The 26,935-nt window shown below is 67.3% G+C and carries 28 protein-coding genes and 1 tRNA gene; 15 read left to right on the top strand and 14 right to left on the bottom strand.

Features of this window, described 5'->3' with window-relative positions:
* Positions 1-69 precede the first annotated feature (69 nt).
* On the bottom strand, positions 70-1,089 hold the full coding sequence (locus ABTV68_RS08500; protein ID WP_433677577.1) for a TerC family protein: 1,020 nt from the start codon (positions 1,087-1,089) through the stop codon (positions 70-72).
* 267 nt (positions 1,090-1,356) lie between these two features.
* On the opposite strand from ABTV68_RS08500, the gene ABTV68_RS08495 reads away from it, so the two are divergent.
* Positions 1,357-1,911 carry an RNA polymerase sigma factor gene (locus ABTV68_RS08495; protein WP_433677204.1) on the top strand — a complete coding sequence of 185 codons (555 nt, stop codon included), beginning with the start codon at positions 1,357-1,359 and terminating at the stop codon, positions 1,909-1,911.
* The gene (locus ABTV68_RS08490; protein WP_433677203.1) at positions 1,911-3,083 is read left to right on the top strand and encodes a DUF4349 domain-containing protein; all 1,173 of its coding nucleotides are present in this window, start codon (positions 1,911-1,913) and stop codon (positions 3,081-3,083) included. Before ABTV68_RS08495 ends, ABTV68_RS08490 begins: the two co-directional genes overlap by 1 nt.
* A 57-nt stretch (positions 3,084-3,140) precedes the next feature.
* On the opposite strand, the gene ABTV68_RS08485 is transcribed toward ABTV68_RS08490, so the two are convergent.
* From ABTV68_RS08485 to ABTV68_RS08470, 4 genes are all read right to left on the bottom strand, one after another.
* Positions 3,141-4,454 carry a CotH kinase family protein gene (locus tag ABTV68_RS08485; protein ID WP_433677202.1) on the bottom strand — a complete coding sequence of 438 codons (1,314 nt, stop codon included), beginning with the start codon at positions 4,452-4,454 and terminating at the stop codon, positions 3,141-3,143.
* A gap of 151 nt (positions 4,455-4,605) precedes the next feature.
* Complete coding sequence (locus ABTV68_RS08480; protein ID WP_433674138.1) at positions 4,606-5,451, bottom strand: IS3 family transposase; 846 nt, start codon at positions 5,449-5,451, stop codon at positions 4,606-4,608.
* Positions 5,452-5,459: 8 nt separating this feature from the next.
* Positions 5,460-5,795 carry a transposase gene (locus ABTV68_RS08475; RefSeq protein WP_433674139.1) on the bottom strand — a complete coding sequence of 112 codons (336 nt, stop codon included), beginning with the start codon at positions 5,793-5,795 and terminating at the stop codon, positions 5,460-5,462.
* 212 nt (positions 5,796-6,007) lie between these two features.
* Positions 6,008-6,080, bottom strand: a tRNA-Glu gene (locus ABTV68_RS08470).
* A gap of 171 nt (positions 6,081-6,251) precedes the next feature.
* Here ABTV68_RS08470 and ABTV68_RS08465 point away from each other — a divergent pair.
* Complete coding sequence (locus ABTV68_RS08465) at positions 6,252-6,887, top strand: MBL fold metallo-hydrolase (RefSeq protein WP_433677201.1); 636 nt, start codon at positions 6,252-6,254, stop codon at positions 6,885-6,887.
* 68 nt (positions 6,888-6,955) lie between these two features.
* Here ABTV68_RS08465 and ABTV68_RS08460 read toward each other — a convergent pair whose 3' ends face one another.
* Genes ABTV68_RS08460 through ABTV68_RS08450 form a run of 3 tightly spaced genes read right to left on the bottom strand, consistent with a single transcriptional unit; the run spans position 6,956 to position 9,221 of the window.
* Positions 6,956-7,891 (bottom strand): hypothetical protein, encoded by a 936-nt coding sequence (locus ABTV68_RS08460; RefSeq protein WP_433677200.1) that lies wholly within the window; start codon positions 7,889-7,891, stop codon positions 6,956-6,958.
* On the bottom strand, positions 7,888-8,595 hold the full coding sequence (locus ABTV68_RS08455) for a hypothetical protein (RefSeq protein ID WP_433677199.1): 708 nt from the start codon (positions 8,593-8,595) through the stop codon (positions 7,888-7,890). Before ABTV68_RS08455 ends, ABTV68_RS08460 begins: the two co-directional genes overlap by 4 nt.
* A 29-nt stretch (positions 8,596-8,624) precedes the next feature.
* Positions 8,625-9,221 carry an SGNH/GDSL hydrolase family protein gene (locus ABTV68_RS08450; RefSeq protein WP_433677198.1) on the bottom strand — a complete coding sequence of 199 codons (597 nt, stop codon included), beginning with the start codon at positions 9,219-9,221 and terminating at the stop codon, positions 8,625-8,627.
* Positions 9,222-9,385: 164 nt separating this feature from the next.
* Between ABTV68_RS08450 and ABTV68_RS08445 the strand changes: the two genes are divergently transcribed.
* The 7 genes from ABTV68_RS08445 to ABTV68_RS08415 are packed head-to-tail and all read left to right on the top strand — an operon-like array spanning position 9,386 to position 17,182.
* Positions 9,386-10,663 (top strand): ABC transporter substrate-binding protein, encoded by a 1,278-nt coding sequence (locus ABTV68_RS08445; protein ID WP_433677197.1) that lies wholly within the window; start codon positions 9,386-9,388, stop codon positions 10,661-10,663.
* A 52-nt stretch (positions 10,664-10,715) separates the two neighbouring features.
* A complete protein-coding gene (locus ABTV68_RS08440) occupies positions 10,716-11,642 on the top strand; it encodes a carbohydrate ABC transporter permease (protein ID WP_433677196.1) in 927 nt (308 codons plus the stop codon).
* Positions 11,642-12,589, top strand: coding sequence for a carbohydrate ABC transporter permease (locus tag ABTV68_RS08435; protein ID WP_433677195.1), 948 nt, complete (start codon positions 11,642-11,644; stop codon positions 12,587-12,589). Before ABTV68_RS08440 ends, ABTV68_RS08435 begins: the two co-directional genes overlap by 1 nt.
* 7 nt (positions 12,590-12,596) lie before the next feature.
* Positions 12,597-14,558 carry a hypothetical protein gene (locus ABTV68_RS08430; protein WP_433677194.1) on the top strand — a complete coding sequence of 654 codons (1,962 nt, stop codon included), beginning with the start codon at positions 12,597-12,599 and terminating at the stop codon, positions 14,556-14,558.
* 2 nt (positions 14,559-14,560) lie between these two features.
* Entirely contained in the window at positions 14,561-15,340 is a 780-nt protein-coding gene (locus ABTV68_RS08425; protein WP_433677193.1) for a ribonuclease activity regulator RraA, read from the top strand.
* Positions 15,319-16,260 carry an aldo/keto reductase gene (locus ABTV68_RS08420; RefSeq protein ID WP_433677192.1) on the top strand — a complete coding sequence of 314 codons (942 nt, stop codon included), beginning with the start codon at positions 15,319-15,321 and terminating at the stop codon, positions 16,258-16,260. The genes ABTV68_RS08425 and ABTV68_RS08420 overlap by 22 nt, the downstream gene beginning before the upstream one ends.
* Positions 16,253-17,182 (top strand): amidohydrolase family protein, encoded by a 930-nt coding sequence (locus tag ABTV68_RS08415; protein WP_433677191.1) that lies wholly within the window; start codon positions 16,253-16,255, stop codon positions 17,180-17,182. Before ABTV68_RS08420 ends, ABTV68_RS08415 begins: the two co-directional genes overlap by 8 nt.
* A 12-nt stretch (positions 17,183-17,194) precedes the next feature.
* Here the strand turns inward: ABTV68_RS08415 and ABTV68_RS08410 are convergent, their stop codons facing one another.
* Both ABTV68_RS08410 and ABTV68_RS08405 read right to left on the bottom strand, forming a co-directional pair.
* On the bottom strand, positions 17,195-17,878 hold the full coding sequence (locus ABTV68_RS08410) for a GntR family transcriptional regulator (protein ID WP_433677190.1): 684 nt from the start codon (positions 17,876-17,878) through the stop codon (positions 17,195-17,197).
* A 93-nt stretch (positions 17,879-17,971) separates the two neighbouring features.
* The gene (locus ABTV68_RS08405) at positions 17,972-19,249 is read right to left on the bottom strand and encodes an alpha-L-fucosidase (RefSeq protein WP_433677189.1); all 1,278 of its coding nucleotides are present in this window, start codon (positions 19,247-19,249) and stop codon (positions 17,972-17,974) included.
* Between the two features lie 186 nt (positions 19,250-19,435).
* Here ABTV68_RS08405 and ABTV68_RS08400 point away from each other — a divergent pair, with 186 nt between their 5' ends.
* From ABTV68_RS08400 to ABTV68_RS08385, 4 genes are all read left to right on the top strand, one after another.
* A complete protein-coding gene (locus tag ABTV68_RS08400) occupies positions 19,436-19,984 on the top strand; it encodes a type 1 glutamine amidotransferase domain-containing protein (RefSeq protein ID WP_433677187.1) in 549 nt (182 codons plus the stop codon).
* Positions 19,965-20,612, top strand: a complete 648-nt coding sequence (locus ABTV68_RS08395) for an FHA domain-containing protein (protein WP_433677185.1) — start codon at positions 19,965-19,967, stop codon at positions 20,610-20,612. Before ABTV68_RS08400 ends, ABTV68_RS08395 begins: the two co-directional genes overlap by 20 nt.
* Positions 20,609-21,991 carry an Nramp family divalent metal transporter gene (locus ABTV68_RS08390; protein WP_433677183.1) on the top strand — a complete coding sequence of 461 codons (1,383 nt, stop codon included), beginning with the start codon at positions 20,609-20,611 and terminating at the stop codon, positions 21,989-21,991. Before ABTV68_RS08395 ends, ABTV68_RS08390 begins: the two co-directional genes overlap by 4 nt.
* An 81-nt stretch (positions 21,992-22,072) precedes the next feature.
* Positions 22,073-22,429 (top strand): hypothetical protein, encoded by a 357-nt coding sequence (locus ABTV68_RS08385; protein WP_433677182.1) that lies wholly within the window; start codon positions 22,073-22,075, stop codon positions 22,427-22,429.
* A gap of 58 nt (positions 22,430-22,487) precedes the next feature.
* Here ABTV68_RS08385 and ABTV68_RS08380 read toward each other — a convergent pair whose 3' ends face one another.
* The 4 genes from ABTV68_RS08380 to ABTV68_RS08365 all read right to left on the bottom strand — a co-directional run bounded on the left by ABTV68_RS08380 (position 22,488) and on the right by ABTV68_RS08365 (position 25,742).
* Positions 22,488-23,105, bottom strand: a complete 618-nt coding sequence (locus ABTV68_RS08380) for a flavodoxin family protein (RefSeq protein WP_433677180.1) — start codon at positions 23,103-23,105, stop codon at positions 22,488-22,490.
* A gap of 86 nt (positions 23,106-23,191) precedes the next feature.
* Positions 23,192-23,416 (bottom strand): hypothetical protein, encoded by a 225-nt coding sequence (locus ABTV68_RS08375; RefSeq protein WP_433677179.1) that lies wholly within the window; start codon positions 23,414-23,416, stop codon positions 23,192-23,194.
* Positions 23,413-24,867 carry a glycosyltransferase family 2 protein gene (locus tag ABTV68_RS08370; RefSeq protein WP_433677177.1) on the bottom strand — a complete coding sequence of 485 codons (1,455 nt, stop codon included), beginning with the start codon at positions 24,865-24,867 and terminating at the stop codon, positions 23,413-23,415. The genes ABTV68_RS08375 and ABTV68_RS08370 overlap by 4 nt, the downstream gene beginning before the upstream one ends.
* 230 nt (positions 24,868-25,097) lie before the next feature.
* Positions 25,098-25,742 (bottom strand): EAL domain-containing protein, encoded by a 645-nt coding sequence (locus tag ABTV68_RS08365; RefSeq protein ID WP_433677175.1) that lies wholly within the window; start codon positions 25,740-25,742, stop codon positions 25,098-25,100.
* A gap of 191 nt (positions 25,743-25,933) precedes the next feature.
* Here ABTV68_RS08365 and ABTV68_RS08360 point away from each other — a divergent pair, with 191 nt between their 5' ends.
* The gene (locus ABTV68_RS08360) at positions 25,934-26,926 is read left to right on the top strand and encodes a diguanylate cyclase (RefSeq protein ID WP_433677174.1); all 993 of its coding nucleotides are present in this window, start codon (positions 25,934-25,936) and stop codon (positions 26,924-26,926) included.
* The last annotated feature ends 9 nt before the right edge of the window (positions 26,927-26,935 follow it).

Here is a 26,935-nt window from a genome sequence, read left to right as displayed (position 1 = left end):
AACCATGGACCACCGACACGCACCAGGGCACCCGCCGCGGCGGGTGCCCTGGTGCGAAGAAACCGCGGGTCAGTCCAGCGTTTCCACGTTACGCGCCGCGTCGCGACGCTCACGTCCGGACGCGATGAGGCTGGCGACCGTGGCGATGGACATCGATGCGATGATGACGATCAACGACGTCCAGGTGCTGATCTCCGGGGCCCACTCGAAGGGCTGCCCGCCGTTGAGGAACGGCACGGAGTTCTCGTGCATCGCGTGGAAGACGAGCTTCACGCCGATGAACGCCAGGATCGCCGCGATGCCGTAGTGCAGGTAGCGCAGTCGCTCCAGCAGATCGCCCAGCAGGAAGTACAGCTGACGCAGTCCCATGAGAGCGAAGAGGTTCGCGGTGAAGACGATGAACGGGCTCGTGGTGATGCCGAAGATCGCGGGAATCGAGTCGATCGCGAACAGCAGGTCCGTGACGCCGATCGCGATGAAGACGATGATCATCGGGGTGAAGAACCGGCGGCCGTCGATGCGCGTGGTGATCTTCGCACCGTCGAATTCGTCCGTCACGGGGATGACTCGACGGACGAGGCGGACCACGACGCTCTCCTTCTCCTCCTCGTCGTCCGACGAGTTCTCCAGCGCCTGCTTGATGGCGGTGTAGAGCAGGAAGGCTCCGAAGATGTAGAAGATCCACGACCAGCGCTCGATGACCGCCGCACCGAGCAGGATGAACGCTGCGCGCAGGATCAGCGCGATGATGATTCCCACCATCAGCACCTCCTGCTGGTACCGGCGCGGCACCTTGAACTGCGTCACGATCAGCACGAAGACGAAGAGATTGTCGATCGACAGGCTGTACTCGGTGAGCCAGCCCGCGATGAACTGTCCGGCGTGCTCGCCGTCGGCGAAGATCCACATCAGCACGGCGAAGATCAGCGCGAGGGTGACGTAGAACACCACCCAGAGAGTCGACTCCTTGGTGGACGGAATATGCGGACGCTTGAGCACCAGCAGCAGGTCCGCCACGAGGATCAGGACCAGCACGATGAGCGAGCCGATCTCGAACACCGGCGGCAGCTCGAGCAGAGCGTTCTGCATGGGAAGGAAGGTCGTGGAGATCACGGAGGCCTTTCGGGGATATGACGAATGACCGAAAGTCTCTCCCCCGCTCGATGAGCGGTGCGCAACCGGAGCCGAAGCTCGTGATGACGATGGCGCGTTTCCGGGATACTCCCCCTCGCTTCGTCGATTCTAGCGTGAGTTCGACGTCGACCCGCGCGGCCGCGTGCGGTCCGTGTCAGCGGAGTCTGAGACGATATCTGCCACCGGCACACTGTCAGGTGAGAGACAACAGAAGGAGGGCGCGTGGAGGCAGTACTCGACGATGCCGACCTCGTGGCTGCGGCCGCAGGAGGCAGCGAACACGCCTTTCAGCGGCTGTACAGGCAGTACGTCCGACCGGTCTACTGGATCGCGTACGGACTGCTGTCGAACGCCGCAGATGCCGAGGACGTCACCCAGGAGACGTTCGTGGTGGCGTGGCGGAAACTGGCCGGTCTGGAGCTGCAGGGATCTTCTCTGCTGCCGTGGCTGGCGACGATCTGCCGCTTCCAGGCGGCCAATCGGCTGCGCTCCCGTCGCCGAGACCTCGCCAACCGCTCCGAGCTGGTCGATGAGACCGTGCCCGACACGGTGAGCGTCGAGGATCAGGTCATCGGCGCCGATCTGGCCGAGCGCATCACGGCCGAGATCGATGCGATGAGCGAGATTGACCGTGAGATCTTCCGACTGTGCGTCGTCGAAGGCTACGGCTATCAGGCTGCCGCGGACTCCCTGTCGGTCGGTCATGGCGTCGTCCGAAACCGTCTCTCCCGCATTCGCACCCGCCTGCGGACAACCCTGACCGAATCGGAGAGCTGATGAAGGCCACCCCGCCGCTCGCGAAGCCCGAACTTCCCGAGCTCGACGAATCCACCATCGACCGGATGGAGGATGTCGTCTTCGCCCGCATCGCGGCCCAGACGCAGCAGGATCGCACCGACCGCGCGCGTCGCCATCGTCGCCGCCTGACGGCCGGATGGACCACCGCTGCGGCGACCGTCGCGGTCGTCGCCACCGGCGCGGTGCTCGGCCCACAGCTGATCGCCTCCACGGTGGCTCAGGACACCGCCGCCGGCTCCAGCTGGTCCGAGGCCGCCAGCAGCGATCCTGATGCCGCCGCCATCGACGCGGGCAAGGCGTTCGAGGGCGCTGCAGATTCGTCGGCCCTTCGCGGTGACTCGCTCGCCGCGAGCGGTGGCGCCAACTCTGCGGCTGTCACACCTGTCGAACCGCAGATCGTCACCACGGCGGATGTCGGATTGCAGGTGGACGACATCACGGCCGCGACCGCGCAGCTGGCGATCTTCGCTCAGAATCACGGCGGCTATGTCGCATCGCAGAGCGTCGGCAACGGGGGCGGAGTGATCGATCCGGCAGCCTCGGCAAACGTGCGCGCCGACTACGGCTATGTTTCCCTCCGGATTCCCGAGTCCGACATCACGACAGCGATCGCGGACCTCGCCGATCTCGGCACCATCGCCTCGCAGTCCATCAACCGCACCGATGTCACCTCGCAGACGGTGGATCTCCAAGCCCGCGTGGACTCGCTGTCGACCTCGGTCGCACGGCTCGAGGAGCTCATGAAGGCATCGGGATCGGTGGCCGACCTGGTCGCGGCCGAGAGCGCCCTGGCCGAGCGGCAGGCGGAGCTCGAGTCGCTGCAGCAGCAGCTCGCAAGCCTGCAGGATCAGGTCGCGATGTCGACGCTGTCCGTCAACCTCAGTCTTGCGACCACCTCCGTGACGGCGGATCCCGCCGGATTCGGAGACGGCTTCTGGAGCGGCTGGAACGGCCTGATCGCGGCAGGGAACGCCCTGCTGATCGCCCTCGGGTTCGCGATTCCGTGGCTGGTGGTCATCGGCGTGATCCTGCTGATCGTGCTGCCCATCATCCGTGCCGTACGGAACCGTCGTCAGGCGCGGCGGGAAGCGAGCGGCGAAGCGCAGGCCGAAGCGGACGACGCCGCACTCGACGAGGCGCTGAAGGGCTGACATACGCCAGCAGCCACGTGACCCCGGCCGCATCTCGCGGCCGGGGTCACGTGCGTTTCAGTCCGCTGTCGCCGCGCTCGCCAGGATCGCGTCGCCCTCGGTGGTGATCGTCTCGTCCGCGACGAGATCAGACGCACCGGCGGTCAGCGTGTTCTCCCATTCATCGACGCTGGCCTCGAGAGTCCCGCTGTCGATCAGCGAGGATTCCAGCTCCGTGACGCGGCTTTCGTAGAGCGCGAGCCACTCGCTGTTGGCTGTGAAGGCCGACACGAGAGGGTTGTCACGCGTCATTCCTCCCGGTCCACCGGCATTCTGCGCGCCTGCGCCGCCACCGAACGGCGGTGCCTGATCCGGATCTCCGATCCGTTCGCCCTGTTCGCCGTCCGGCCTCTGCCCGCCGGGCCCGCCGCCCGTCGGCGAGCCACCGAATGCGAGGTTGTGGTCCCAGGCCACCACCGTGAACCGCCCCGTGCTCGAGTCCCAGAAGAGGTAGGCGTTGTTGCCGGGACCGTCGATGTCGTCGAAGTTGTCGATCACCTCTTCGAACGCGAGATACGTGGCGAATGAGTCGATGTCGAGCATGCCGGGCAGCTCGGCAGCGATCTTCTCGGCGGAGCCGTTGTTCACGAGGTCGAGCAGGTCGATGAGCGGCTGATAGTCGTCCGCGCCGGCTTCGATGTCGAAGGAGGCGCTGTAGTCGGCATCCTCTCCCTGCCACGACCACTCTCCGTCGGCCTCGGCTTTGTACAGCACGCTGTCGCCGCCTGCGTCGGGGAAGTAGTCGTCCACCCAGGTGTCGTCGAGGTTCTGCACCGTCAGCGTCAGCGCCTCCTCGCTCCCGTTGACCGAGACCCGGGTCGCGATCGCCAGCGTGGAGGCGAGGCCCGCCTCACTCAGCAGATCCAGCGCCACGGCCTCGTTCATCGAGGTCTCGCTGGAGTTCGACCGGATCGTGAAGTCCGAGATACCGGCGAACTCCTGACCGTCGACGTACTTGTCGAGCCGGATGCGAAGCGGCAAGTCCTGCGCCGGAGTGTCCACGGTGATGCTGCGCAGCGAGGACTTCCCTTTGAGCTTGATCCCCACGTTGTCGAACGTCTCGCCGTCGATCGTGACGGATGCGGACACCCATTCCTTCTCCCCCGTGTCGAGGTAGGTCTGGATCATCTCGGTCAGCGCGGTCTCATCCACGGTGATCGCGATCTCGTGCACCTGGGTCTGGTCGAGGCTCGCCGTCTTCATCGACGCCGAGTCTGTGGAGCTGCTCGTCGGCCGAGCGCCACTCGTCTCTGTGACAGCACAACCGCTCAAGACGAGGAGCGACGCGACGCCGGCGGCCGCGGGAAGCAGGAAGCGGAAGTTCTTCGTCATGCTCAGAGTGTGAGGACGCTCGCTATGGATCCCCCAGCCCGCACCTATGCACCCGCTCTGATCCCGCGAGACTTCCGTCTGTGGGTGACAATCAGCGCAACTAGCGTGACCCGCGTTTCGTGGAGTTGGTGTCTCGTTTCCTTTCTGCCGGTTACGCGGCGATGAGTTCTGTCAGCTTTTCGGCTGGGGTGGCGTAGTCCAGGCTCTGGTGTCGTCGCGCGGTGTTGAAGTACTGGATGTAGTCCGCGACGGCGTTCGTGGCCTGCGCCCGGGTGGTGAAGCGCTGCCAGCGGAGTCGTTCCTGCTTCAGCTTGGAGAAGAACGACTCGGCGACAGCGTTATCCCAGCACTGGAAGTTCTTGCCCATCGACCTTCGGATGCTGTGCTTGCGGCAGAACCCTGCGAATCGCTTCGACCGGTATTGGGTGCCGTGATCGGAGTGGAAGATCGCGTTCTCCTTGACGTGCCCGCTGCGCAACGCTCGTCGCAACGCTGTCACGACCAGCTCCGCGGTCTGTCTGGCACCCGATGCCCACCCGATCACCGAACGTGAGGCCAGATCGATGACAGTGGCGACATAGAGCCATCCTTCATCGGTACGGACGTAGGTGATGTCGCCGACGAGCACCATTCCCGGCTCCAGCACGTCGGAGAAGTGACGGTCGACGAGGTCCTCCGGGTCGGCGCTCGCCCGGGCCCGGGCCGCGGCCCGCTCGAACGCCGCCTCGGTGGCTCGGGGCATCAGCTTCATCGCCTTCATCGCCTTCAGGACGCTCTTCGGGTTCACGGGCAAGCCGTGATCTATCCTCAGGTCAGCGGCGATCTTGCGGTGCCCAACGGTATACAAGGACCGCACGAACAGGCCGAGCACTTTCGCGTGCAACACCGCCCGCCACTGCGCTGTCGCCGACAGCGGTCGCGTCTTCCAGGCGTGGTACCCCGACTCGGAGACACCGAACTTGCGGCACAGGTACTGGATGGAGAAATCAGCCTTCATTCGATCGATCACCGCGAACCATTCCGCCGGCGAGAGATCTCCTGAACGAAGGCGCGCGCTTTTTTCTCGAAGTCGAGTTCCTTGCGCAGTCGAGCGTTCTCCTCCTCCAACTTCCGCACACGCTTGCGCGCAGCATCCGTCAACGTCCCCGACGGATCCAGCTCGATATCACGAGCCGTCCGCACCCACCGATACAGCGTCTGAAACGGAACCCCGAGATCATCCGCGACCGCACGAATCGTGCGCCCCCTCGACTCCCGATAGATCCGCACCGCCTCCGCACGCTGATCCGGATGCCACTGCTGACCCTTGCGCCGCTCAGGACGCTTCCCCTGCTCTTCCATAAATCACCTGAGACACAGCCTCCACCATCCGCGGGTCACCGCAAACGCGTTGAGTGTCGCCCACAGACGGAATTCTCGCGGGCGATGGGGCGTGAGACTTGCGGGCGACGCGGGGCGAGACTCGCGGACGATGGGGTGCGAGTCTCACGGACGACGGGGTCCGGGGAAACGAGAACACCCCCGGACGACTGTCCGGGGGTGTTCTCACTCGGTGACCCCAGCGGGATTCGAACCCGCGTTACCGCCGTGAGAGGGCGACGTACTAGGCCGCTATACGATGGGGCCGAGTGTCTCTCGCGGCCTTCCGGCGCGCTTGCGACTCATTTAGTATGCAGGAGAGGAGGACCGCTCTGCAAATCGGCCCCCTACTTCGTCGATCCCGGGCGTGTTCACCCCCGTGACGCCTGCCGGTCATCCGCGCTTGGCGTGGGCGGGCAAAAGGAGTTGACTCATCCCATGCGCATCACGAAGTACGAGCACGCCACCGTCGTCCTGGACAAGGACGGCGAATCGCTGATCATCGATCCGGGCACCTTCCTCGCCAGCCTCACCGAGATTCCTCGCACCGCAGCGATCGTGCTCACGCACCAGCATGAGGACCACTGGAGCCCGCGCACCCTGGATCAGATCCTGGCGACCAATCCCGGCATCCCGATCTTCGGTCCCGCAGGCGTTGCGGCCGCAGCCACGGGTTACGACATCACCGTCGTCGCACCGGGCGACACGGTGCAGGCCGGACCCTTCGTGCTGCGATTCTTCGGCGGCGTGCACGCGGAGATCCACCGGTCGATCCCCCTCATCGACAACGTGGGCGTGCTCGTCGACGATGCGTTCTACTACCCCGGCGACTCCTATGCCGCGCCGGGGGTGCCCGTGAAGCTCCTCGCCGCGCCCCTGGGCGCGCCGTGGCTGAAGATCTCCGACGCGATCGACTTCGTGCTCGAGGTCGCACCGCGCGAAGCGTTCGGGACCCACGACATGACGCTGTCGACGATCGGGCGCACCATGCATCGCGGACGCCTCACCTGGGCCACGGAACAGGGCGGCGGCACATTCCACGAGCTGGACCCCGGCGACTCCATCACGATCTGAGCGCAGCGCGTAGCACGGAGTCAGTGGGCGGATGGGCGCGCCGCAAACTGAGGCATGAACCGCTCAGCTCACGCGGATCCGTCCACCACCTCTTCCCACATCTCCAGCCGGTCACCCTGCACCGAGATGCGAATCAGACGCAGATCACCCGATGGCGTTGGATTCCAGGTGAACGCGTCGCCGTCACGCCAGATGTCGAGGAGACGCGGGTAGTCGGGCCGTTCACGGGCACCCGAGCACAGCGGCATGACGAACTCCCGGGGTCCCAGAAGCCACAGACACTCGAGGGCGCCCGGATAGTCGGCGTTGGACAGCGTGGCACCGATCACGCGAACACCGTAGGCTTCGCCAAACGAGACCCCGTCCGTGATGTCGAAGCCCCGAAACGTGTTCAGGTCCGAATCGAGGATGTCCTCGACCTCCCCGGTGGTCAAGGGCTCACCTGCGAGCACGACCGTCGGCTGCGGCTGGGAGGTGAGCCAGATCACCACACTGATGCCCACCACGCCCATCGCTGCCGCCGCGCCGACGGCCGCCGCCCGCAGCCGCTGGCGAAACAGAGCGCGCGGCATCAACGACCGCCGTGGACCTGCCTCAACGACCGCCTCGACCGCCTCCTCGGATTCGTCGACCGTCGACGCGAGGCTCGCATCAGCGCTCGCCACATCGCCGGCAACGCCATCGCCTGAATCGACCGGTGGACTGGTGAGCCGGCGGCGGTCCCGCATGGCGGGCCCACGGGAGACCTGATCCGCGGCTCGTCGTCGCATCACCTTGGCAACCACCTCCGCCTCGCCAGGATCGAGCACGCTCGGCTGCGGCCCGAACACTCGACGGAGCAGCGCCTGCTCACCGGAGTCGCCACCGCTGGCATCGACACGAGCGGGGTCAGATACGCGACCGAAGCGAAGCTCCGGTTGACTCACGCCCGCCGCGACGGCGTGGCGAGTGCCTGCGTCGCCTCGACTCCTGTCGCTCGCAGCTCCCGACGATTCCGCACTCACGTTGGCTTCCCCGACAACCAGACCTCGAGCCCGGAGTCCCGCTCGATGAATCGAACCGAATCTCGCACTCCGAGGCCGAACAGTGAGCTGCCGGTTCCCAGGTCACCCTGCATCTCCCACGTGGTGCCGTAGGCGCTCGCGGGTGAGCACGCACCCGACAAGGACTCCGAGCGCAGATCCGCGCTGGGGCCACCGACATACAGGCACCGAAGCAGTCCGGGACCGCCGTAGGTCACCGTGCCGATGCCGATCTTGAACCGACCGGCGACGAACTCACGGTAGTCCGAGACGTCTTCACTGCCCACCACCCCATGATCGGCTTGCACGACGGGAATCAGGACGCGGTCGGGGTGCGGCGCGATGAGCGCGCCGAGGAAGAACCCGCCGATCGTGAGCACGACGACGGCGAGGGCTCCGAGCCCTCCCCAGAGCAGGCGCTCTGTGGGCGAGCCCGGTCGCGACGCGAACAGCGCGCGGGCCACCATTCCCGCCCCATCGCCGCGGCGTGGCGGCGCCGAAACCGCCGGCGGCCCGGGAGGTTCCGCCTCCCCACGCCACAACGGTTCCCGTTCGGCCGGCTGCGATGCCTGCAACTGGAGCAAGTGCCCCTGTGCGACTTCGATGTCTGCTCCGGCGTCGGGACCATAGACGGCGCGCTGGAGTCGGCTCAGCTCGGCGCTGTCCGCCGCGTCCCGCCCACTCATGCCCCCACCGTAATACGCGTCGGCACGATTCAGACCGTGAGTCGGCGGTATCCCTCCAGCCAGGCGTCGGCGATCAGGTGCGAGGCCTGCGGGAAGGGATGGACTCCGTCCGGCGCCCACGCGGCGGGGCTCTCCCCTGCCGCCTCCGTCAGCCGGCCCTGCAAGGGAACGTGCTGAGCGCCGTACTCACGTGCGAGCTCCTCGACAACACGCTGCTTCCCAGCGAGCTCCGGCAACCACGTGTTCTGGTCTGGGGTCACGGGCAGCAGGAACGGCTCGACCATCAGCACCCGCACACCCGCCGGAACGCGATCCAAGACGCCGCGGAGCCGCGCGGCGAAATCCTCGTCCGTCGTAGGGTCGCCGCTGTCGAACCGCCGCCAGACGTCGTTGATGCCGACGTAGATCGAGAGCACGTCCGGTCGCGCCGCCAGCACGTCTCGCTCCCACCGCTCGACCAGGTCGATCGCTCGATTACCCGCGATCCCGGAGTTGCTCAAACGGGCGCCTTCCAGTTCCGGGGCCCGCGCAACCAGCGACACGTACCCGTCGCCCAGCGAAGTGGGATCGGTGCGATCCCGCCCGGCATCAGTGATGGAGTCTCCGGTGAAATGTATGTGCAGCATGGGTTCCTCTCGTCGCATCAGGCTAGGGCACGAACACGCTCCGCCACCCACTCGGGCACGAAGTGATCCGATGTTTGAGACAAAGTCTTGCACGCGCTACCGATTATCGATTATCGTCGTGTTCACCTCCTCCCCCGGAGCTTTCGAAGACGAGAGGATCGACGATGATCAAGAAACGTTCCCTGGCGACGACGAGCATCGCTCTGCTCGCCGTAGCCGCGCTCACCGGATGCAGCACGGGCGGCTCGGGTGATTCCGGCGGCGACGCAGACGCCGGTGGTACGACCGAAGTCCGTGTCCTCGTGAACATCACCCCCAACCTCACCGAGGAATGGTGGAACGAGCTGGTGAAGCCGTTCGAGGACGCCAACCCCGACATCGACGTGGTCATCCAGAGCCCGGGCGCCGACGGCGTGCAGAAGGCGCTGCCGCGGCTGCTGGCATCCGGCGATGCTCCCGACATCGTCCAGTCGCTCGCGCCCACGCCTGAGCTCGCTCAGGAGTTCGTCGACCTGTCCGCGTACGACTGGGCGGCGAACGGCCCGCTGGCCGAGCAGTACGCCATCGACGGCAAGCAGTACATGGCCGGCGTCGGCATCCAGCTGCAGAGCCTGTGGTTCTACAACAAGACCGCCTTCGAGGAGGCCGGCATCACCGAGACGCCGAAGAACCTCGACGAGTTCACCGCCGACCTGGCGAAGCTGAAGGACGCGGGCTGGACGCCCATTCAGACCGGTGGCGACTGGATGTCGCAGATGTCCTACCAGGCGCTCGCACTCCCCTCCGTCGTGGCGGACAACCCGGACTGGTTCCAGGAGATGAGTTCCGGCGACCTCACCTTCAGCAAGACCGCCGGCGCGTACACGGACATCTACGCCGACTGGGTGGCGAAGGGCTATCTCAACGCCGACGCGCTGGGAATCAAGTACCCCGATGCCGAGCAGAGCTTCCTGGCCGGCAAGAGCGCGCTGTATCCGATGGGCAGCTGGTTCGCCGCGGCCGAGGCCAACGCCGACAACCCGCCGGAGATCGGCGTCTTCGCCGGTCCCGCCGATGCATCGGTGAAGAACCCGGCGATGGGCGCGAACATCGCGAGCCCCTACTCGATCCTGAAGTCCAGCGAGCACCAGGAGGCCGCACTCAAGGTCGTGGAGTACCTCGCCACGGACCAGACGGCCGTCGTCGACCAGCTTCAGGTCGACGGCAACTACCGCGACGGATACGAGTACGAGATGAACGATCTGGCCAAGGAGCTGCTGCAGATCGTCGCAGACACCCCCGCCTCCAGCTACACGCCCACCGGAAACGGCTACGGCGAGCGCACCATGCCCGCCGGATACGCCGACGAGCTGAACACCCAGGTGCAGGCGCTCCTCGGCGGCACCTCGGCCGCCGACGTCAACAGCGCGCTGGACTCCTGGTTCGTCGCGAACGCGCAATGACCCTCGGGGCGCCCGGTGATCCGGGCGCCCCGCTCACGTGATGGAGCCTCCTATGGTCACACTCGACCGTCCTGCCGCGCCGCCGCGGCGAATCTCCCCCGCGATGCGCTGGCGTGCGCGCGTCCCCGGATTCCTGATGGGCGCGCCAGCCGTGCTGGTGTTCGTCGCGATGTTCATCGTCCCGATGATCCTCGCGTTCGTGCTGAGCCTCACCAACTGGAACGGCTACAGCCTCAACTTCACCTTCATCGGGTTGGACAACTACACGCACGCGTTCCGCAATCCGCGCACCACGGACGCGGCGATCTTCACCGCCGTGGTCGCCTTCTTCGGCACGATCGCATGCAATGTGCTGGGGCTGGCCGTCGCGGCTCTCATCTCCGGCCCGGGACGCGCGAACACCGTCATTCGCACCATCTTCTTCTACCCGTACATCATCAGCGCCCTGATCATCGGATTCCTCTGGGCCGCGATGCTGAGCCCGCAGGGAGCCGTCAACAGTGTGCTGGGCGCCATCGGACTGGATCCCCTGCCGTTCCTCACGGACATCGGCTTCGCGAAGGCGAGCGTCATCGCCACCATCGTGTGGTCGCACTTCGGCTTCAACATGATCCTCTACATCGCGGGCATCAAGTCGGTGCCGACGGAGTACTACGAGGCGGCGACCGTGGACGGCGCCAGCCCGTGGCAGCAGTTCCGCAACGTCACCGTGCCGCTCATCGCGCCCGTGCTGACGGTGAATCTCGTGCTCACCCTCGTCGGGTTGCTGAAGGTGTACGACGTCGTGCTCGCCCTCACCGACGGCGGGCCCGCGGCCGGTACGCAGACCATCGTGTTCCAGATCCTCAAGGACTCGTTCGCCAACGCGAAGCTGGGCCTCGGTGCCGCGCAGTCGGTCGTGCTGCTCATCATCACCGCCGTGCTCGGGCTCGGCGTCACCCTCGCCCGTCGTGGCGCCGAGAAGAAGGTGGCCGACTGATGGCCCTGATCACCGACGGAACCGTCGCGCTCGCGGAGGAGCCGACCGACACCCGCACGCTCGCCGCACGCGACGGTCGCGGTCGGCGCCGCTCCGGCCCTCGGCGCATCCGCCGTCCACGCCTGCTCACCGCGCTGACGTGGGTCGTGCTGTCCGCGCTCGCGCTCGTGATGCTCGTGCCGATGTACATCATGATCATCAACGCGTTCAAACCGCAGCAGGAGATCATCCGTAACCCCCTCGGCTTCTCGCTGGACACGCTCACGTTCGAGTACCTGTGGGCGGCGATCACCTCCGAGCGCTTCAATGTGGTGGCGGCCTACGGCATCACCCTGCTGTTCGTGGTGCTGGTGAACGTGTTCGGCATCCTGTTGTCCGCCCCCGTGGCGTATGTCATCGCCCGCGGCCGATCGAAGTGGCACCTGGGTCTGTTGCTGCTGTTCGTGTCGGGCATGTTCATCCCCGGTCAGGTGACGCTGATCCCCGTGGTCTTCGTGCTGCGGGTGCTCGGCCTCATCAACACGATTCCCGGGTTCCTGCTGTTCGAGACCGCCGCGACGCTGCCCATCACGATCTTCCTGTTCGCGGCCTACCTGCGAACGGTGCCACGCGACATTGACGAGGCCGCCGCCCTGGATGGCGCGGGGCGGATGCGCGCCTTCTGGCTGTGCATCTTCCCGATCATGCGTCCGGTGGTGGCGACGATCATGGTGCTCAACTCGATCAGCGTGTGGAACGACTTCGTCAGTCCGCAGATCATCCTCGGACCGAGTTCGGGTCTGTACACGGTGACGACGGGCGTCTACTCGGCGGTGAGCCAGTACAGCACGTCGTACACCACGGTGTTCCCCACGCTGCTGCTTGCGATCGCACCCGCGGTCATCTTCTTCATCATCATGCAGCGCCACATCATCGGCGGCCTGGTCGCCGGCGCCACGAAGGGATGAACCGACGATGACCCCCGAGAACCCCGACCAGGAGATCCCCCCGATGAGTGTCCTCACCTATCCGCTCGCCCGGATCCCCGCCTGGGCGGTGCTGGAGCGGCGGCTGTTCGACGCCGTGGAGGAGGCGTGGCGCGTGTTCGACGCCCGCTTCTGCGATGCCGATGGTCGCGTGCTGCGCACTCCCGAGTTCGATTCCCGTGATGGCGTGGACGACCTGTACGAACCCTTCTTCAACTGGCCCACCTTCTATGCGCTGGGCGGCAGCGACGAGATCCTCGCGTCCGCGAAGCGGCACTGGGAGGGTGTGACCGCCCAGCTCACCGAGGGCGGCATGCTCACGGACGAGTACGAGAACGGCTATGACTGGTTCCACCAGGGCGAGTCGCTGATCTTCCTGTACGCGCTCTCCGCGGCCGATCCCGACGATGCGGCATTCGCCGAACGTGCTCGCCGGTTCTCGGAGCTGTACACGGATCCGCGCCACGGCAACTGGGACGCGGAGCACAACATCATTCGGGCACCGCACAACGGTGCGCTCGGACCGCTGCCCGGACTCGGTCCGCAGTGGCAGGCGTACCGGGCCGACCAACCCGAGATGCGCAAGTACGGCCTGCCCCTGGACTCCCTTCCCGGTATCGAGGTGTGGGATGACCTCGCCGACGAGGACAACGCTCGCCGGATGGGTCAGGAGATGCAGCGCCGTGCCGCGGGTGACGTGGCCGTGAACCTGGCCGCGACGACCCTCGCGGTGAACCGCTGGCTCTACGACGGGGACTCGGCGACAGCGCAGTGGGTGATCGACTACATCGACGGCTGGCGTCGTCGGGCATCCGACAACGACGGAATCATTCCCGACAACGTCTCCCCCGATGGGCTGGTCGGCGGGCTACACGACGGCGCCTGGCACGGCGGACACTACGGCTGGACCTGGCCGCACGGTCTGGAGACCATCGGCATGGCCACCGTGATCGCCGCGATCAACCACGCCATCGTCACGGGGTCGAACGAAGCGCTCGATCTGGCCCGGGCGACTCTGGACGCCCCTCTCGCTCACGCGATCTCCGGATCGGTGGTCGAATCCGGCTTCAGTCTCGCGGGCGGCTGGAAGGAGCGGTACGGGGAGTATGCCGACCGGCGCGGCATGCTGGTGCCGCACCGCTACGGTCGCGACGGGTGGTTCGACTACGGCCCGCCGCGCCTCGACCTGCCTCTCTGGTTGTGGTGGTTCAGCCGCGACGATGCCGACCTGGCGCGCCTGCGCACCCTGCTTCGCGGACTGCCCCATGACCCTGCCGAGGTGATCGCATTCCGCGACAAGGCCGAGGCCGGGCACGAAGCGGCATGGCTGAGCTTCCTCCTGGGCGATGCTCCGGACTATCCGGTGCACGCGCTCGAGATGGCGCTGGGTCAGGTGTCGCGGCGCGTCGCCCTGATGACGGACGCCGACATCGACCCCACCACCGTTCACCTGCATTTCTGGCAGCGCGTGAACCCCGTGGTCACCGAAGTGCTCTCGCACCTGGTGTCGGGGGCGCCGCAGATCCTCTACAACGGCGGGCTGCCGCTCACCGCGCTGCGGTACCGCGATGAGGACCGGGGTCGGCCTGGACTCCCCCTCGATGTGGCGGCGCTCGTCACGCGTCTCGGTGAGGGCGAGGTGGACGTGGAGCTGGTCAACCTGTCACAGGTGCACGTTCGCCGGGTTCGCATCATCGCGTCGTCGTTCGGGCTCCAGCGCATCACGGCGGTGCGCTCGGAGGGTGTGGCGACGAGCGCCTACCCGGGGCGCAGCGAGGCCTACGCGTCGCCGCGCGAGCAGCTGACCGTTCGATCCGACGACGTCTCCGGCGGCACCGTCATCGTCGAACTCGCCCCCGCCCACGCCGCTCGCTTCACCCTCACCGTCGAGTCGGAGACGACTCGCCCCCACCACGACGGACGTGCCGACGCGTCCGCACCGAAGGAATGATCATGACCGACACCGCCACCCTCATCCGCCCCGAGTTCGAGCTTCCCGTTCGAGGTCCCGAGTTCCGCCGCGCCGATGCCGCCACCCTCGCGTCGCTCGAACGCGTCTCCGCCGCCACCGCCTGCGCGAAACTGCACGGCCTGGGAATCCGGCACTCCTTCATCGAGGGACCACGCCCCCTGCGCACCGGCCAGCGGATCGTCGGCAATGCCGTCACGCTCCAGTTCATGCCGCAGCGGGAGGACCTCGCCTCTGGTCTGGGCCAGGAGTACGTCGAGAAGCACACGGCCCTGTGGAAGGTGCTGGAGAGCATCCAGCCCGACGATGTGCTCGTTGTGCAGGCGTACGGCAGCGCGCACTCGGGCTGCGTCGGCGACATCCTCGCCCGCTACTTCCAGCGCCGCGGCGGCGTGGGAATGGTGGTGGACGGTCGCATTCGCGACTCCGGAAAGATCGCCGATATCGGCCTTCCGGTGTGGTCCACCGGAGTCACGCCGCACTACGCGTCCCAGTCGGAGCTGTTCCCGTGGGCGTTCGATGTGCCGGTGGCCGTCGGCGGAGCGCTGTGTCTGCCCGGCGACGTCGTGGTGGCCGACGACGACGGCGCCGTGATCGTTCCGCAGGCGATGGTGTCCGCCGTGGCCGAAGACGCCGTGGACCATGAAGAGTGGGAGAGCTTCAGCCGGATGCGTCTCGACGAGGGCGCCCGGCTCAGCGACTACTACCCGCTCACCCCCGATAGCCGTCAGGAATACGAGACGTGGCGTTCCGCCCAGCGCTGATGCCGCTGCGCACCGAGGCCGACGACGCCACGCTCGTCGGTCTCGGCTGCGCGCCGTTCGGCAACCTGTTCTCGGCGGTGGACGACGATCAATGCGCCGCCACGGTGGCACGCGCGATCGACCACGGCGTCCGCTTCTTCGACACCGCACCGCACTATGGCGCGGGAGAGAGCGAGCGTCGCCTCGGACGTGCGCTCGCCGATGTTGCGCGAGACCGGGTCTGCATCGCCACGAAGGTGGGACGGGAGATCCTCGACGAGGACGGACGTGCCGCAGCGGTCGGAGCCGTCGGCGCATCCACCGGACCGGACCTCAGCGCGGACGGCGTCTTGCGCAGCGTCGAGGGCAGCCTCCGCCGGCTCGGCACCGATCGGATCGATCTGCTCTACCTCCACGACCCCCTGGACGTGGATGAGGCGCTGAGCACGGCGATGCCCGTGCTGGATCAGCTTCGCGCGGAGGGCGTCGTTCGGGCGATCGGGGTGGGTATGGTCTGGCCGGAGCCGTTGACGCGGTTCGTGCGCGAGAGCGATCCGGACGTGGTCATGATCGCCGGACGCACCACCCTGCTCGACCACACCGGTGAGGGTGAGCTGCTGCCGGCGGCTCGGGAGCGAGGCGTCGGCGTGATCGCCGCGGGCGTGTTCAACTCCGGCATCCTGGTTGACCCGATCGGCTCGCCCTACTTCGACTATCGCGAAGCGTCCACCGACATGCAGCAGCGTGCGCGTCGGATGGCCGAGATCGCCGCCGACGCGGGCGTTCGCCTGTCGGACGCCGCCGTGCACTACGCCCTCCGGCTCGCCGGCGTCGATGCGGTGGTGGTCGGCGCGCGAACCCCGGACGAGGTCGACGCGTTCGTCGCCAACGTCGCCGCCGACGTCCCGGAACACCTGTGGGAGGACCTCGCCCGTGTCTGATCCCACCGCGCTCCCCACCAGCCGCGAGACTTCCATCTGTGGGCGAGAATCCACGCAATGCGCCGATCGTCACCCACAGACGGAAGTCTCGCGGGTCTCAGAGACCGGCACCCCACCGCGTCACTCGCCGCACGCGCATCTGGACGCACACGTTCACCTCTGGGATGTCGACGCGTTCGCTCTCCCGTGGTTCCGCGCCGACCTCGATCTTCCGCCTCGCGTCCTCATCGGCGATCTCGAGCGGGCGAATTCGGCCGGTGTGGGCGCCGTGGCTGTGCAGGCAGCAAACACGCTTCGCGAGTTCACGTGGCTCGAGGCCGAGACCTCCACGTCCACACGCCCGGTGCGCCTAGTCGGCCAGTACGAGCCCAGCGCCGACGGCTGGGCGGGCGTGTTGCAACCCGGGTGGCGACACCTCGCCGGTGTGCGTCTGGCGGCGGGCTCAGCCCGGGCAGATCTGTCCGACATCCCCGGGCTCGACCAGCTCGCCGAGGGACTGAGCGAGCACGGACTCGTGCTGGAGCTGCTGCTGCGTCCGGAACAGCTTCCCGCCGCCACCGCGTTCGCCGCGCGACATCCCGCACTGCGCACCGTCCTCTGCCATCTCGGACTGGGTTTCGCCGAGCCCGACACGAACTGGCACCGAGCGCTCGCGGACTTCGCCTCCCTGCCGACCGCCCATGCCAAGGTGTCCAGCGTGATCCGTCACGCCTCGCCGGATGACAGGGTGCGCGAGATCTTCGCGCACGCCCGCGAGAGCTTCGGCGATCATCGGCTCCTATTCGGCAGTGACTGGCCCATGTCGGCCCGCGTCGCACCGCACGAGACGATCGTCACGCTGACCGCGGCAGCGTGGGGCGAGGACGCCGCGGACGCTGACGACTTCTGGGGCGCCACAGCCCGAAGGCTCTACGGCTTCTGAGCCCGAACCGACTCAGTCCGCGGAGTCTGGCGACCCGGCGACCATGTCGCGGAGCGTCCCCGCAGCGTGCGCGCGGAACAGCGCTGCCGCAGCGTCGGGGTCGCCGGCGTCGAGAACGGCGAGGAGTTCGTCATGCCAGTCGGCCACCATGCCCCAATCGCCGACGAAGTCCGGGTCGCCCAGCAGGTGCAGCGAGCGCAGACTCGGCTCGATGATGTCCCACATGCGCGGCAGGTAGACGTTGCGGCTCGCCTCGATCACCGCGCGGTGGAAGGTGAAGTCGAGCTCGCGGAACCGACCCAGCTCCCGTGCCTCGGCGGCATCATGCATCTGGGCGACGAGGCCCGCGAGGTGCTCGCGTGTCTCCGTGCTGAGCCGGCCCGCGGTGAGGCGCCCCGCGAGGGTCTCGAGTTCGGCACGGGCAACGCGCGCCTGCTCGATCTCCTCGTCGGAGTAGGTCGCGACGAAGGATCCCTGGTGTCGAACGTGCGAGACGAGTCCATCGTGGGTCAACCGCTTCAGCGCCTCACGCACCGGGGCCTGACTCACCTGCAGCTTCTTTGCGAGGCCGGATTCCACCAGCTGCTCCCCCGGGGCCAGCGTTCCTCCCTTGATCATCTGCTTCAGCAGGTCGTAGATCTGATCGGAGAGCAGTCCGCGACGAATCTCGGGGACGGCATCCAGGGCATCGGGCATGGCGTGATCCTATAACTGCAATCGACAATCGCTAGCGAACACTCCGAGTGTAATCGATTATCGGTAATACCGGGATGATGCCCTCTCCCGCCGTCAGCGATCGGGGGCGTCTGTCGACGCCGCGTAGTCCGGCGGCAGCAGCGGCTCATACCGCGTGTCCGCCGCTGGGTGCACGAATACCGCCTCGAGTTCGCCACCGCCGGTGAGCGTCACCGTGAACGTGCGTGCATCGCCGTCCGGCAGCCGGTGGATGCGCCGCACACCGATCGTGTGACCCTCGGCCAGCACCGCCCCCGCGGACTCGACGCGGTGCTCTCGGACCCGCTGCCCATCATCGAGCCGTTCCTGCAGCTCGATATGACCCGCGATGATCTCGTCGGGGATCTGCGCCTCCCACACTCCGTCGTCCTGAGCGTGAAGCCGGGCGGAGACCGGGTGCCCGAACCGAAGATCCAGTTCGGCCTGGTACTCGGTGAGACGCGCGACATCCGCGGCATCGATGCGACCGCTGCGATCCGGCGGCAGGTTCAGCAGCAGGTTGGCGCCGAGTTCCACCGAACCCTGGTGAATCGCGAGGAGATGCGGCACCGATTTGGGGCTTTCATCCGCGTGCCAGAACCAACCGCGCCGGATGGACACGTCGCATTCAGGCGGCAGATAGCGTGGCACCGGGAGCGCCGCCTCGCCCACGACGTACTGGCTCAGCGGGACGGCGTCGGCCACATAGTCGACCGGGTCCGTCGCGAGACCGTCTTCGTTACCCACCCAGCGGATGGTCGGGGCGCCCATGTTGAAGACCATGGCTTCCGGCTGGTGTTTCGCCACCAGCCGCATGAACCGCGGCCAGTCGTAGGTGCGCCCCTCCGATCCGGCTCCGTCGAACCACACCTCCACGAGGTCGCCGTACCCCGTGAGCAGCTCCGTCAGCTGGGCGGCGTAGAGGTTGTCATAGAGATCCGGATCGGCGTACTCGGGTGCGTGCCGATCCCAGGGCGAGAGATACAGCCCGAATCCCATTCCACGCTCACGGCATGCGTCCGCGAGTTCGCGGACCACGTCGCCGGCTCCATCGCGCCAGGAAGAGGAGGCCACCGAATACGCGGTGGTCGCGGTGGGCCACAGGCAGAAGCCGTCGTGGTGTTTAGCGGTGAGCACGACGTACCGGGCTCCGGCGAGCTCGGCCGCGTCCAACCACTGATCGACATCGAGGTCCGTCGGCGCGAACAGTTCGGCCGGCAGCGTGCCGTCGCTCCACTCGCGGTCTGCGAAAGTGTTGATCCCGAAGTGGAAGAAGACGCCGGTACCGGCTCGCTGCCAGCGCAGCTGCGCGGCGGTCGGCCGCGGAATCTCCCTGTGCTGTTCGGTGGTCATTCTTCCTCCGCGCTCGCCTGTGACGGCCGGCGCCGCCGGGTTCCATCCTGGCGCATCGGCGAGCGCGGCGTCCGACCAAGCGCAGCGCACCGGTTAGCACATCCTCGGCCGCGGTGCCATCCCCTACGCCGCTTCACTCTCCTTCGGCACCGTGGAGGGATGACGAGTCCAACGAAAGGAGAAGTCATGTCGAAGCTTCAGGGAAAGCGCATCGCGTTCATCGCGACGGACGGTTTCGAGGACAGCGAACTCACCGGTCCGTGGGACGCGGTGACCGCCGCGGGGGCCAGCCCCGCCATGCTCGCGCCCGCTGCGGGCACGATCACGGGTAAGAACGGCCACGAACAGCCCGTGGATCACGTCCTCGGTCAGGTGAGCGCCGATTCGTTCGACGCACTGGTGCTGCCGGGCGGCGTCGTGAACGCCGATCATCTCCGGATGGACAGCGAAGCGGTCGCGTTCGCGCGCGACATGTTCGCGGAACACAAACCGGCAGGCGTGATCTGTCACGGCGCGTGGCTGCTTGTCGAAGCAGGTGTGGTGGACGGGCGTCGGATGACGAGCTATCCGAGCCTGCAGACCGACCTTCGTAACGCGGGTGCGGACTGGGTGGACGAGGAGGTCGTCGTCGATCAGGGGCTGGTCTCCAGCCGGACACCGGATGACCTGCCCGCGTTCAACGCCAAGCTCGTGGAGGAGATCGGGGAGGGCGGGCATGAGCGTCAGCACGCCTGAGCACGGCGAGGGAGGAGCAATGGAGGATCCCACCGGCGTGACGCGACCGGATCCCGCCACCGCTGTTCCCGAAGAGCCGGAGCAGACCCACGTCCCCTACACGGGCATGCGGGAGATGCCGGCGAACGCCGACGCAGGCCCCGCACCAACCACCACGCACTCCACCTGGGGGGCAGGTGACCCGCACCTGCTGGTCACGGACGAGGTCGAGAGGTTCAGCTTCCCGCTCACCGAGGACGAGGTGCGAATCGGAGCCGCGACCGGCTGTCAGCTGGTTCTTCCCGGCATCGACGCACTGCACGCCACGATCACCCATGATGATCGCGACGAGTACGTTCTTGTGCTGCACGGCGAGGGCGAGATGAACGCCAATCCCGCCGCGGCCGGGAGCGACGTGGCGGGTTCACCTCCGGGCGAGCGCAGCGAGGTGCTCCGCACGGGAGCGCGTTTCACGGCGGGGCCTTGGCGGTTCGTCTTCATGCGCGACGAGTTCGCCGACCACGGCCGACCGTTCGGCGGTCGCATCGGCGGCGAACTGTCCGATCAGCCGCCGCAGCCCGCCCGCCCGGACTACAGCGATCGCGATCATCCGGAGTGGAGCGGCCGCTGGGAGGTTCAGGACGATTGAGCGGCCGACACCACGACGAGCACTCTCCGACAACGGAGGGTGACGAGCAGCCCGCAGGGAGCGGCGAAGACAGCGGCGGCGTCCGCCGCGCCCTGCGGGCGGTGGGTCCCGGCATCGTGACCGGAGCCGCGGACGACGACCCATCCGGGATCGCCACCTACGCTCAGTCCGGGGCGCTGTACGGCACCGGACTGCTCTGGACAGTTCCTCTCACGCTACCCCTCATGATCGTCGTGCAAGAGGCGTGCGAGCGAATGACCCTGGCCACCGGCGACTCCTTCGGTGCGCTGATCCGTCGTCGTTTTCAGCGCGGCGCCCGCACGTGGATCACCGTTCTGCTGGCCGCGTTGCTGGTTGCCAACAGCGTGAACGCGGCGGCCGATCTCGTGGCGATCGGCGAGGGCATGAGCCTGCTGCACGCGGGACCCGCGCCCCTATGGTCGCTGATCGCCGGAGTGGTGATCGGCTTCGTCGTGGTGCGTGGTTCGTTCGCGTGGATCTCGCGGATCTTCAAGTGGTTGTGCCTGGTGCTGTTCGCCTACGTGGGCGTCGTCGTGTTCGCGTCGGTCGACTGGGGCGACGTGCTGAGCGGACTCCTCGGCCGCGGGTTCGAGTGGGAACCGCAGTATCTGGGGCTGGTGGTCGCCGTCCTTGGAACCACGATCAGCCCGTACATGTTCTTCTGGCAGACGGAGGAGCGCGAGGAGATGCTGCGCTCGGACGCGCGAACTCGGCAGCGGGGAACGAACGGACGTGCGAAACCCCTGACCCTCGATGATGAATCACCCGCCCAGGCACGCCGGAACCTCTGGCTGGGCCGGTTCGATGTGATCGTCGGGATGCTGTTCTCCGTGGCGATCATGTTCGCCATCGTCGTGTCGTCGGCGGCGACGCTGGGCGTGCATCACCAGAAGGTCGATTCCGCTGAGGCAGCGGCGAAAGCACTGCAGCCGATCGCGGGAGATTTCGCATTCGCTCTGTTCGCGATCGGATTCATCGGGTCCGGCATGCTCGCCGTGCTGGTCCTCGCCGCCTCCGGTGCCGCGGGCTTCGCAGCGCTGCTCGGCCGCCCCTGGAGCCTGGATCGCAAGCCCCACCAGGCCCGGACGTTCTACGCGCTGCTGCTGGTGGGCCTCACCACCGCGGTGGCGCTCTCGATCATCGGCGTGGATCCGATCGGGCTCCTCGTGCTGTCCGCCACCATCAACGGCATCGCAGCCGGTCCCTTCATCATCGTGCTGATGCTGATCACCGGCAACCGAAAGCTCATGGGCGCGCACCGCAACGGCTGGCTGGCGCGCATCCTCGGCTGGACCACCGCCGTCATCATGTGCGCAGCAGGTGCCTTCGGCATCTTCTCCGTGGTGCTCGGACAGTAGAAAGCACGATTGCGACGACTGTCAACCCGGTGGTCGATCGTGCCCGATCCGCCGAACCTCGGAGGAACGGAAGGAGAAATCATGAGCGAGATCTACGACGAAGGGCTGCTGCCTCCAAACGTCCACCCTTCCCGGACCGACCGAAGAGCGGTGCCTGAGGCCGACACGGACGATCAGCTGCCGGGCACGGACGACGGACTGCATGGCGAGCCGGGCACGGACACGGACACGGACACGACCGACGGTGCCGCAGCGAGCGATCCGCTGCGTGTCCCCGCTCCCGAACCGGAGCAGGTACCCGAGCGCGATCCGGATATCGCCCCGCCGACCGAACCCGAACGAGCACCGGCCCCCGAGGAGGATCCGGAGGTGGCGCCGCTGACGGATCCGGAGTTCGACTTCCGGGATCCGCAGCGCCCCGAGGGCACACCGATCTGACGGAGCGAACACGGAACACGGGGGCGGATGCTGTCATGGGTCAGCATCCGCCCCGGCTTCACCGGGTGGGAGCGGGGTACGGGTGCGCCCGCAGCAACCGCGCGAGATGGGCGGCATTGACGGCGGCCGTCTGTGCGGTGGAGCGCACGATGTCGGGAACGCTGTCCAGCGCGATGAAGTCGGTCTTGCCCATCGCTTCGCCGTTCCAGTACACCCCGGTCTGCGCGGCGACGGTGAACCCGAGGTCGCCCAGGGTCTGTGCGAGGATGCCGACGATGTGATGTGCTCCGTCCTCGTTGCCGACCACCACGGGGATCGCGACCCGGTCGTACAGGCTGGGCCGACCCCGTTCGTCTGTCTGCGACAGTTCGGCGTCGAGTCGCTCGATCACCCGCTGGGCGACGCTGGAGTGCTGACCCACCCACGTCGGAGTGGCGAACACCACGATGCCTGCCGCCAGCACCTGCTGCAGCAGCGACGGCCACCCGTCTCCGGGCCCCATGTCCCGTTCGACGCCGGCCTGGACGCTGTGGTCGACGACCCGCACCGTATCGACGGTGCACCCGAGGTCGGCGAGCGCACCAGCGACGAGCCCGGCCAGCGCTCCCGTGCTCGACTCAGCGGGCGCGGGCTTCAGCGTGCAGTTGAGGACAAGGACGGTCGTTTGTTCAGTCATGACGGCACCGTAGGCAGGTCGTGCCTCCCGGATCACCGGGGTGGCGCGACGGATGCGAACACGCTAGGAGATGCCGGTGACGGGGGCTAGACAGGACCGTCCGGATGGATGCTCCGCGTCTCTGACCGTCGCGACCGTCCGCGCCAGCGCCACCGCGGTGGCGGCAGCATCTTGAAGATCGCCAAACAGACGTACACCACGGTGTTGACGGCGACGAAGCCCGCGAGCACCGCGAACCAAGCGCTGTTCAGCACGCCTTCGGGCAGCACGATTCCCGCCTGCACGATTCCCGCCACCGCCAGCGCGCTCATGCCTGCACCGCCACGTTCGCACGCGCGGCGGGCTGCTGCAGATGCGACCACGTGGCCTCGCGTCCGAAGGCCATATCGATGACGCCCTTGACGAAGACCACGTCGCAGAAGAAGTCGTACACCAGCTCGGGGATCACGAGCGCCGCGAGAAGACGCGCGCGCCAGCCGCCGCTCCACACCGTGACCACGCGTTCGATCATGAACACCAGGCCGATCGCGATCCAGAATGTGAACCACACCCACTGGTCCAGCGAGAGCAGCATCGTGACGATCAACACGAAGTACGAGGTCAGCGCGATCACGGAGTATCCGATCCCGATCTGCTGCGACCAGTAGCGCACCGTGGTGGGAGTGAGTCCGTACTCCCCCAGGTTCTCCAGCGCGCCACGCTGCCAGCGCAGCCGCTGCTTCCACAGCATCCGCCATGTCGGCATCAGCTCGGTCACCACCACGCACTCGGCGGGCGAGATGATCAGCCCGCCCAGGCTCTTGATCGCGATGGTGATCTCGTTGTCCTCGGTGAGCGCGACGGTGTCGTAGACCTCACCGGCGTTGCCAGGAATCAGTACGCCCCGGGCTTCGGCGACGGCACGCAACGCGGGTGCGCGGAACACGCTGGCGGTGCCCGTCAACACGAACACTTTGCCTCGGCGGCGACGGATCTCGCGGGAGTACCGCGTGAACTCGTTGCGCTGGAACTGTCCGAGGAGTCCATGTCCGCTCTCGCCGAGGAAGAGTCCGCCGACCGCCATCAGCGCGCGGTCCGCGGTCATCCGGCGGCGCACCGCCCGCAGGAACCGGGTGGTGGCGAAGCGTGTGTCGGCGTCCATCACAAGGACGCCGTCGTTGTTGCCGAGCTGCGGGAGGAGCTGAGCCAGTGCCTGATTCAGCGCCCCTGCCTTCTTGCGGGTGTTGCCGACGGTCTCGATCACCTCGACGCCCGCGGCGCGGGCGAGCGCAACGGTGGCGTCGGTGCAGTTGTCGGCGACGACGATGATCCGCTCGGGCGGATGGGTCTGCGCCCGCAGAGAGGCGAGGGTGGCCGGAAGGTTGTCGGCCTCGTTATGGGCGGGAATCAGCGCGGTGATCGTCACCTCGCCGTCGAACACACCGCGCGTGGCCGCCATGATGCGCCGCGGAGCGAGCGGGCGCGCCTCGACATCGGGAGGCGTGCGACGAGACCGGCGCGTGACGTGCAACTCGTAGAGTACCACGGCGGCCGCGGCGGCACTGGCGAAGAGCACAGCCCCGATCAGCACGCCGATGGTCGGCCCCTCGGCGTCGTAGCGGAACTGGAGCCCCAGCAGGCTGCCCTCGCGTGGGTTCCACACGGGCCGCGGCAGGGTGAGAGTGATCACGACGAGCAGCAGTGCGGCGGCGAGCACGGTGATCGCGATCACAACCACGCCCGCCAGGCGTCGCGTGCCTGTCAGTCCGGACCTGCGCACCATTCTTTCCCCGGGCACAGCAGTTCTCCCCTCGTCTGATACCCGACGCGCACGGGGAACGAATGAGAGGAGGTGGATCGGGACCACCGCTGCTTCATCCGTGCACCGTGGTCGGTGGACGCGGGTCCACCGACATCCACGTCACTCCTGCATCTTCTATTAGACGACGCCCCGATGGCGAATCGGGTGCTCCGCCCTGTGAATATCATCTGGAGGCGCCCGCCTCCCCCTGGTCAGCCCACGTGTTCGATCGGTGCCGGACGCCCGAACAGGTACCCCTGTGCATAGTCGGCACCGAGAGCGTGCGCCACGGTCACGTGCTCTGCCGTCTCGATTCCCTCGACCAGCACACGGGCGCCCACGACTCGGGCGGCGTCGCAGAGACGAGCGGCGAGCGCCCGGATGTTCGCATCGTCCCGGTGCCGAGCCACGATGGCCCGGTCCAACTTCACGATGTCGGGGCGGAGCTCGCTGATGCGCTCCACCGTAGAGTGAGCGGTGCCGGCGTCGTCCAGAAGAAGGAGACAGCCGAGCGCGGCACTGATGCGGCGGGCCGCTGTGCAGGCGGCGGGCGCCGACATCTCGCTGAGTTCAAGTCCCCACCGCAGGCGGGGGTCGAACCCCTCGCCGTTTCGCTCCAGCGCGTCGAACGTGGATCCCGAGGCGTTGCACGTCACCAGGGTTCCATCAGGGAGGTTCCCGGCCTCGCGGCGAATGTCCGAGAGCAGCGCGAGTTCGAGGTCTACGAGCCGGTCACGCTCCCGCGCGTCTGAGAGGTGTTGCTCGGGGGGACGTCCGTCGGCGAAGCGAGAGAGTGCTTCGAAGCCAACGAGGGTGCAGTCCCTCAGGTCCACGATGGGCTGGAACACGACCGCCACGTGCACCTCCCATCTCGCTGGCCGTGCTCACTCTATTGCCCGACGTGCATGAGACACATCCCACAGCAGTGCGAGTTCCCCCATCTGTGTCCGGAATTCGCGTCATAAAGTGCGCTCGACGCTGTCTCTCTGATGAACACCACGTACCGGCCATTCGGAGGCGGCGAGGGAAGCCCGCGAAGGAGGAAGAGATGGCGGATGACCGATCGGGCGCTGTCGACCGCGCGAGCCGTTCGCTGCGCGCGCGCCTCAACGGCGACGAACGAGCCTATGCCTTCGCGACCGGTGCCCTCGCGGGCGCCCTGGTTCTGACCGCACTCGCGCACATCATGTTCGAGCAGCCGCAGCCGACGCCCGACATCCTCATCTACACCGCCGCACGCGTCGTGCTCGGAGCTGCGGTGGTGATCGCCGCGGTCACCCTCCGTGAGCGCCTGCCCGCCTGGCTCGGTGCGATCGGAGCGCTGACGCCGGGGGTCATGTTGGCGCTGTTCGCCGTCTTCGGCACGGACACCGCCCACACGCTGCTGTGTCTGCGCGAGTTTCCGATCATCGCGCTGTACCTCGGCTGGTTCTATCCGTCGTGGTTCGCTCGGCTGAGCGTGTACCCCGTCGTGGTGGCCATCATCGCTGCGGCGACGCTGCGCGGCCTGCCAGCGGCCGGTGGATCACTCACACCGATCGGTGTCGCCGAGTTCACGATCTTCTCCGTACTCTGCCTGGTGCTCGGCATGCGTGGTTCGACCTACTACCGGCGCCGCTCTGACGGCGACCCACTCACCGGCGTGCTCAATCGTCGGGGTCTGCGCCGTGCGGGCCTCGACGAGGTGCGTCGCGCGCACAGGCGCGGTGAGCCACTCACGGTAGTCCTCGTCGATGCAGACAGGTTGAAGGCCGTGAACGACGCGGACGGACATCATGCTGGTGACACCGCGCTACAGGAGCTCGCGCATCACCTCGGCTCCGCCGTTCGCGACACGGACCTCGTCGGACGCGTCGGCGGCGACGAGTTCATCCTCCTGCTGAGCGGGACCGACGCGCACACTGCCCGGAGCATCATGGCTCGCGTGCACCGCACGTCACCGGTCCCGTTCAGCTACGGCATCGCGGAGCGATCAGCCGACGATGACCTGGATGCTCTCATCCGCCGCGCAGATGAGCGGATGTACGGCTACAAGTCCTGACACCGACGG

This window comes from Microbacterium gorillae (assembly GCF_050990725.1).
Lineage (GTDB): Bacteria > Actinomycetota > Actinomycetes > Actinomycetales > Microbacteriaceae > Microbacterium > Microbacterium gorillae_A.
The sequence above is the reverse complement of the archived record's forward strand: the minus strand, read 5'-3'. Positions and strand labels throughout refer to the sequence as shown.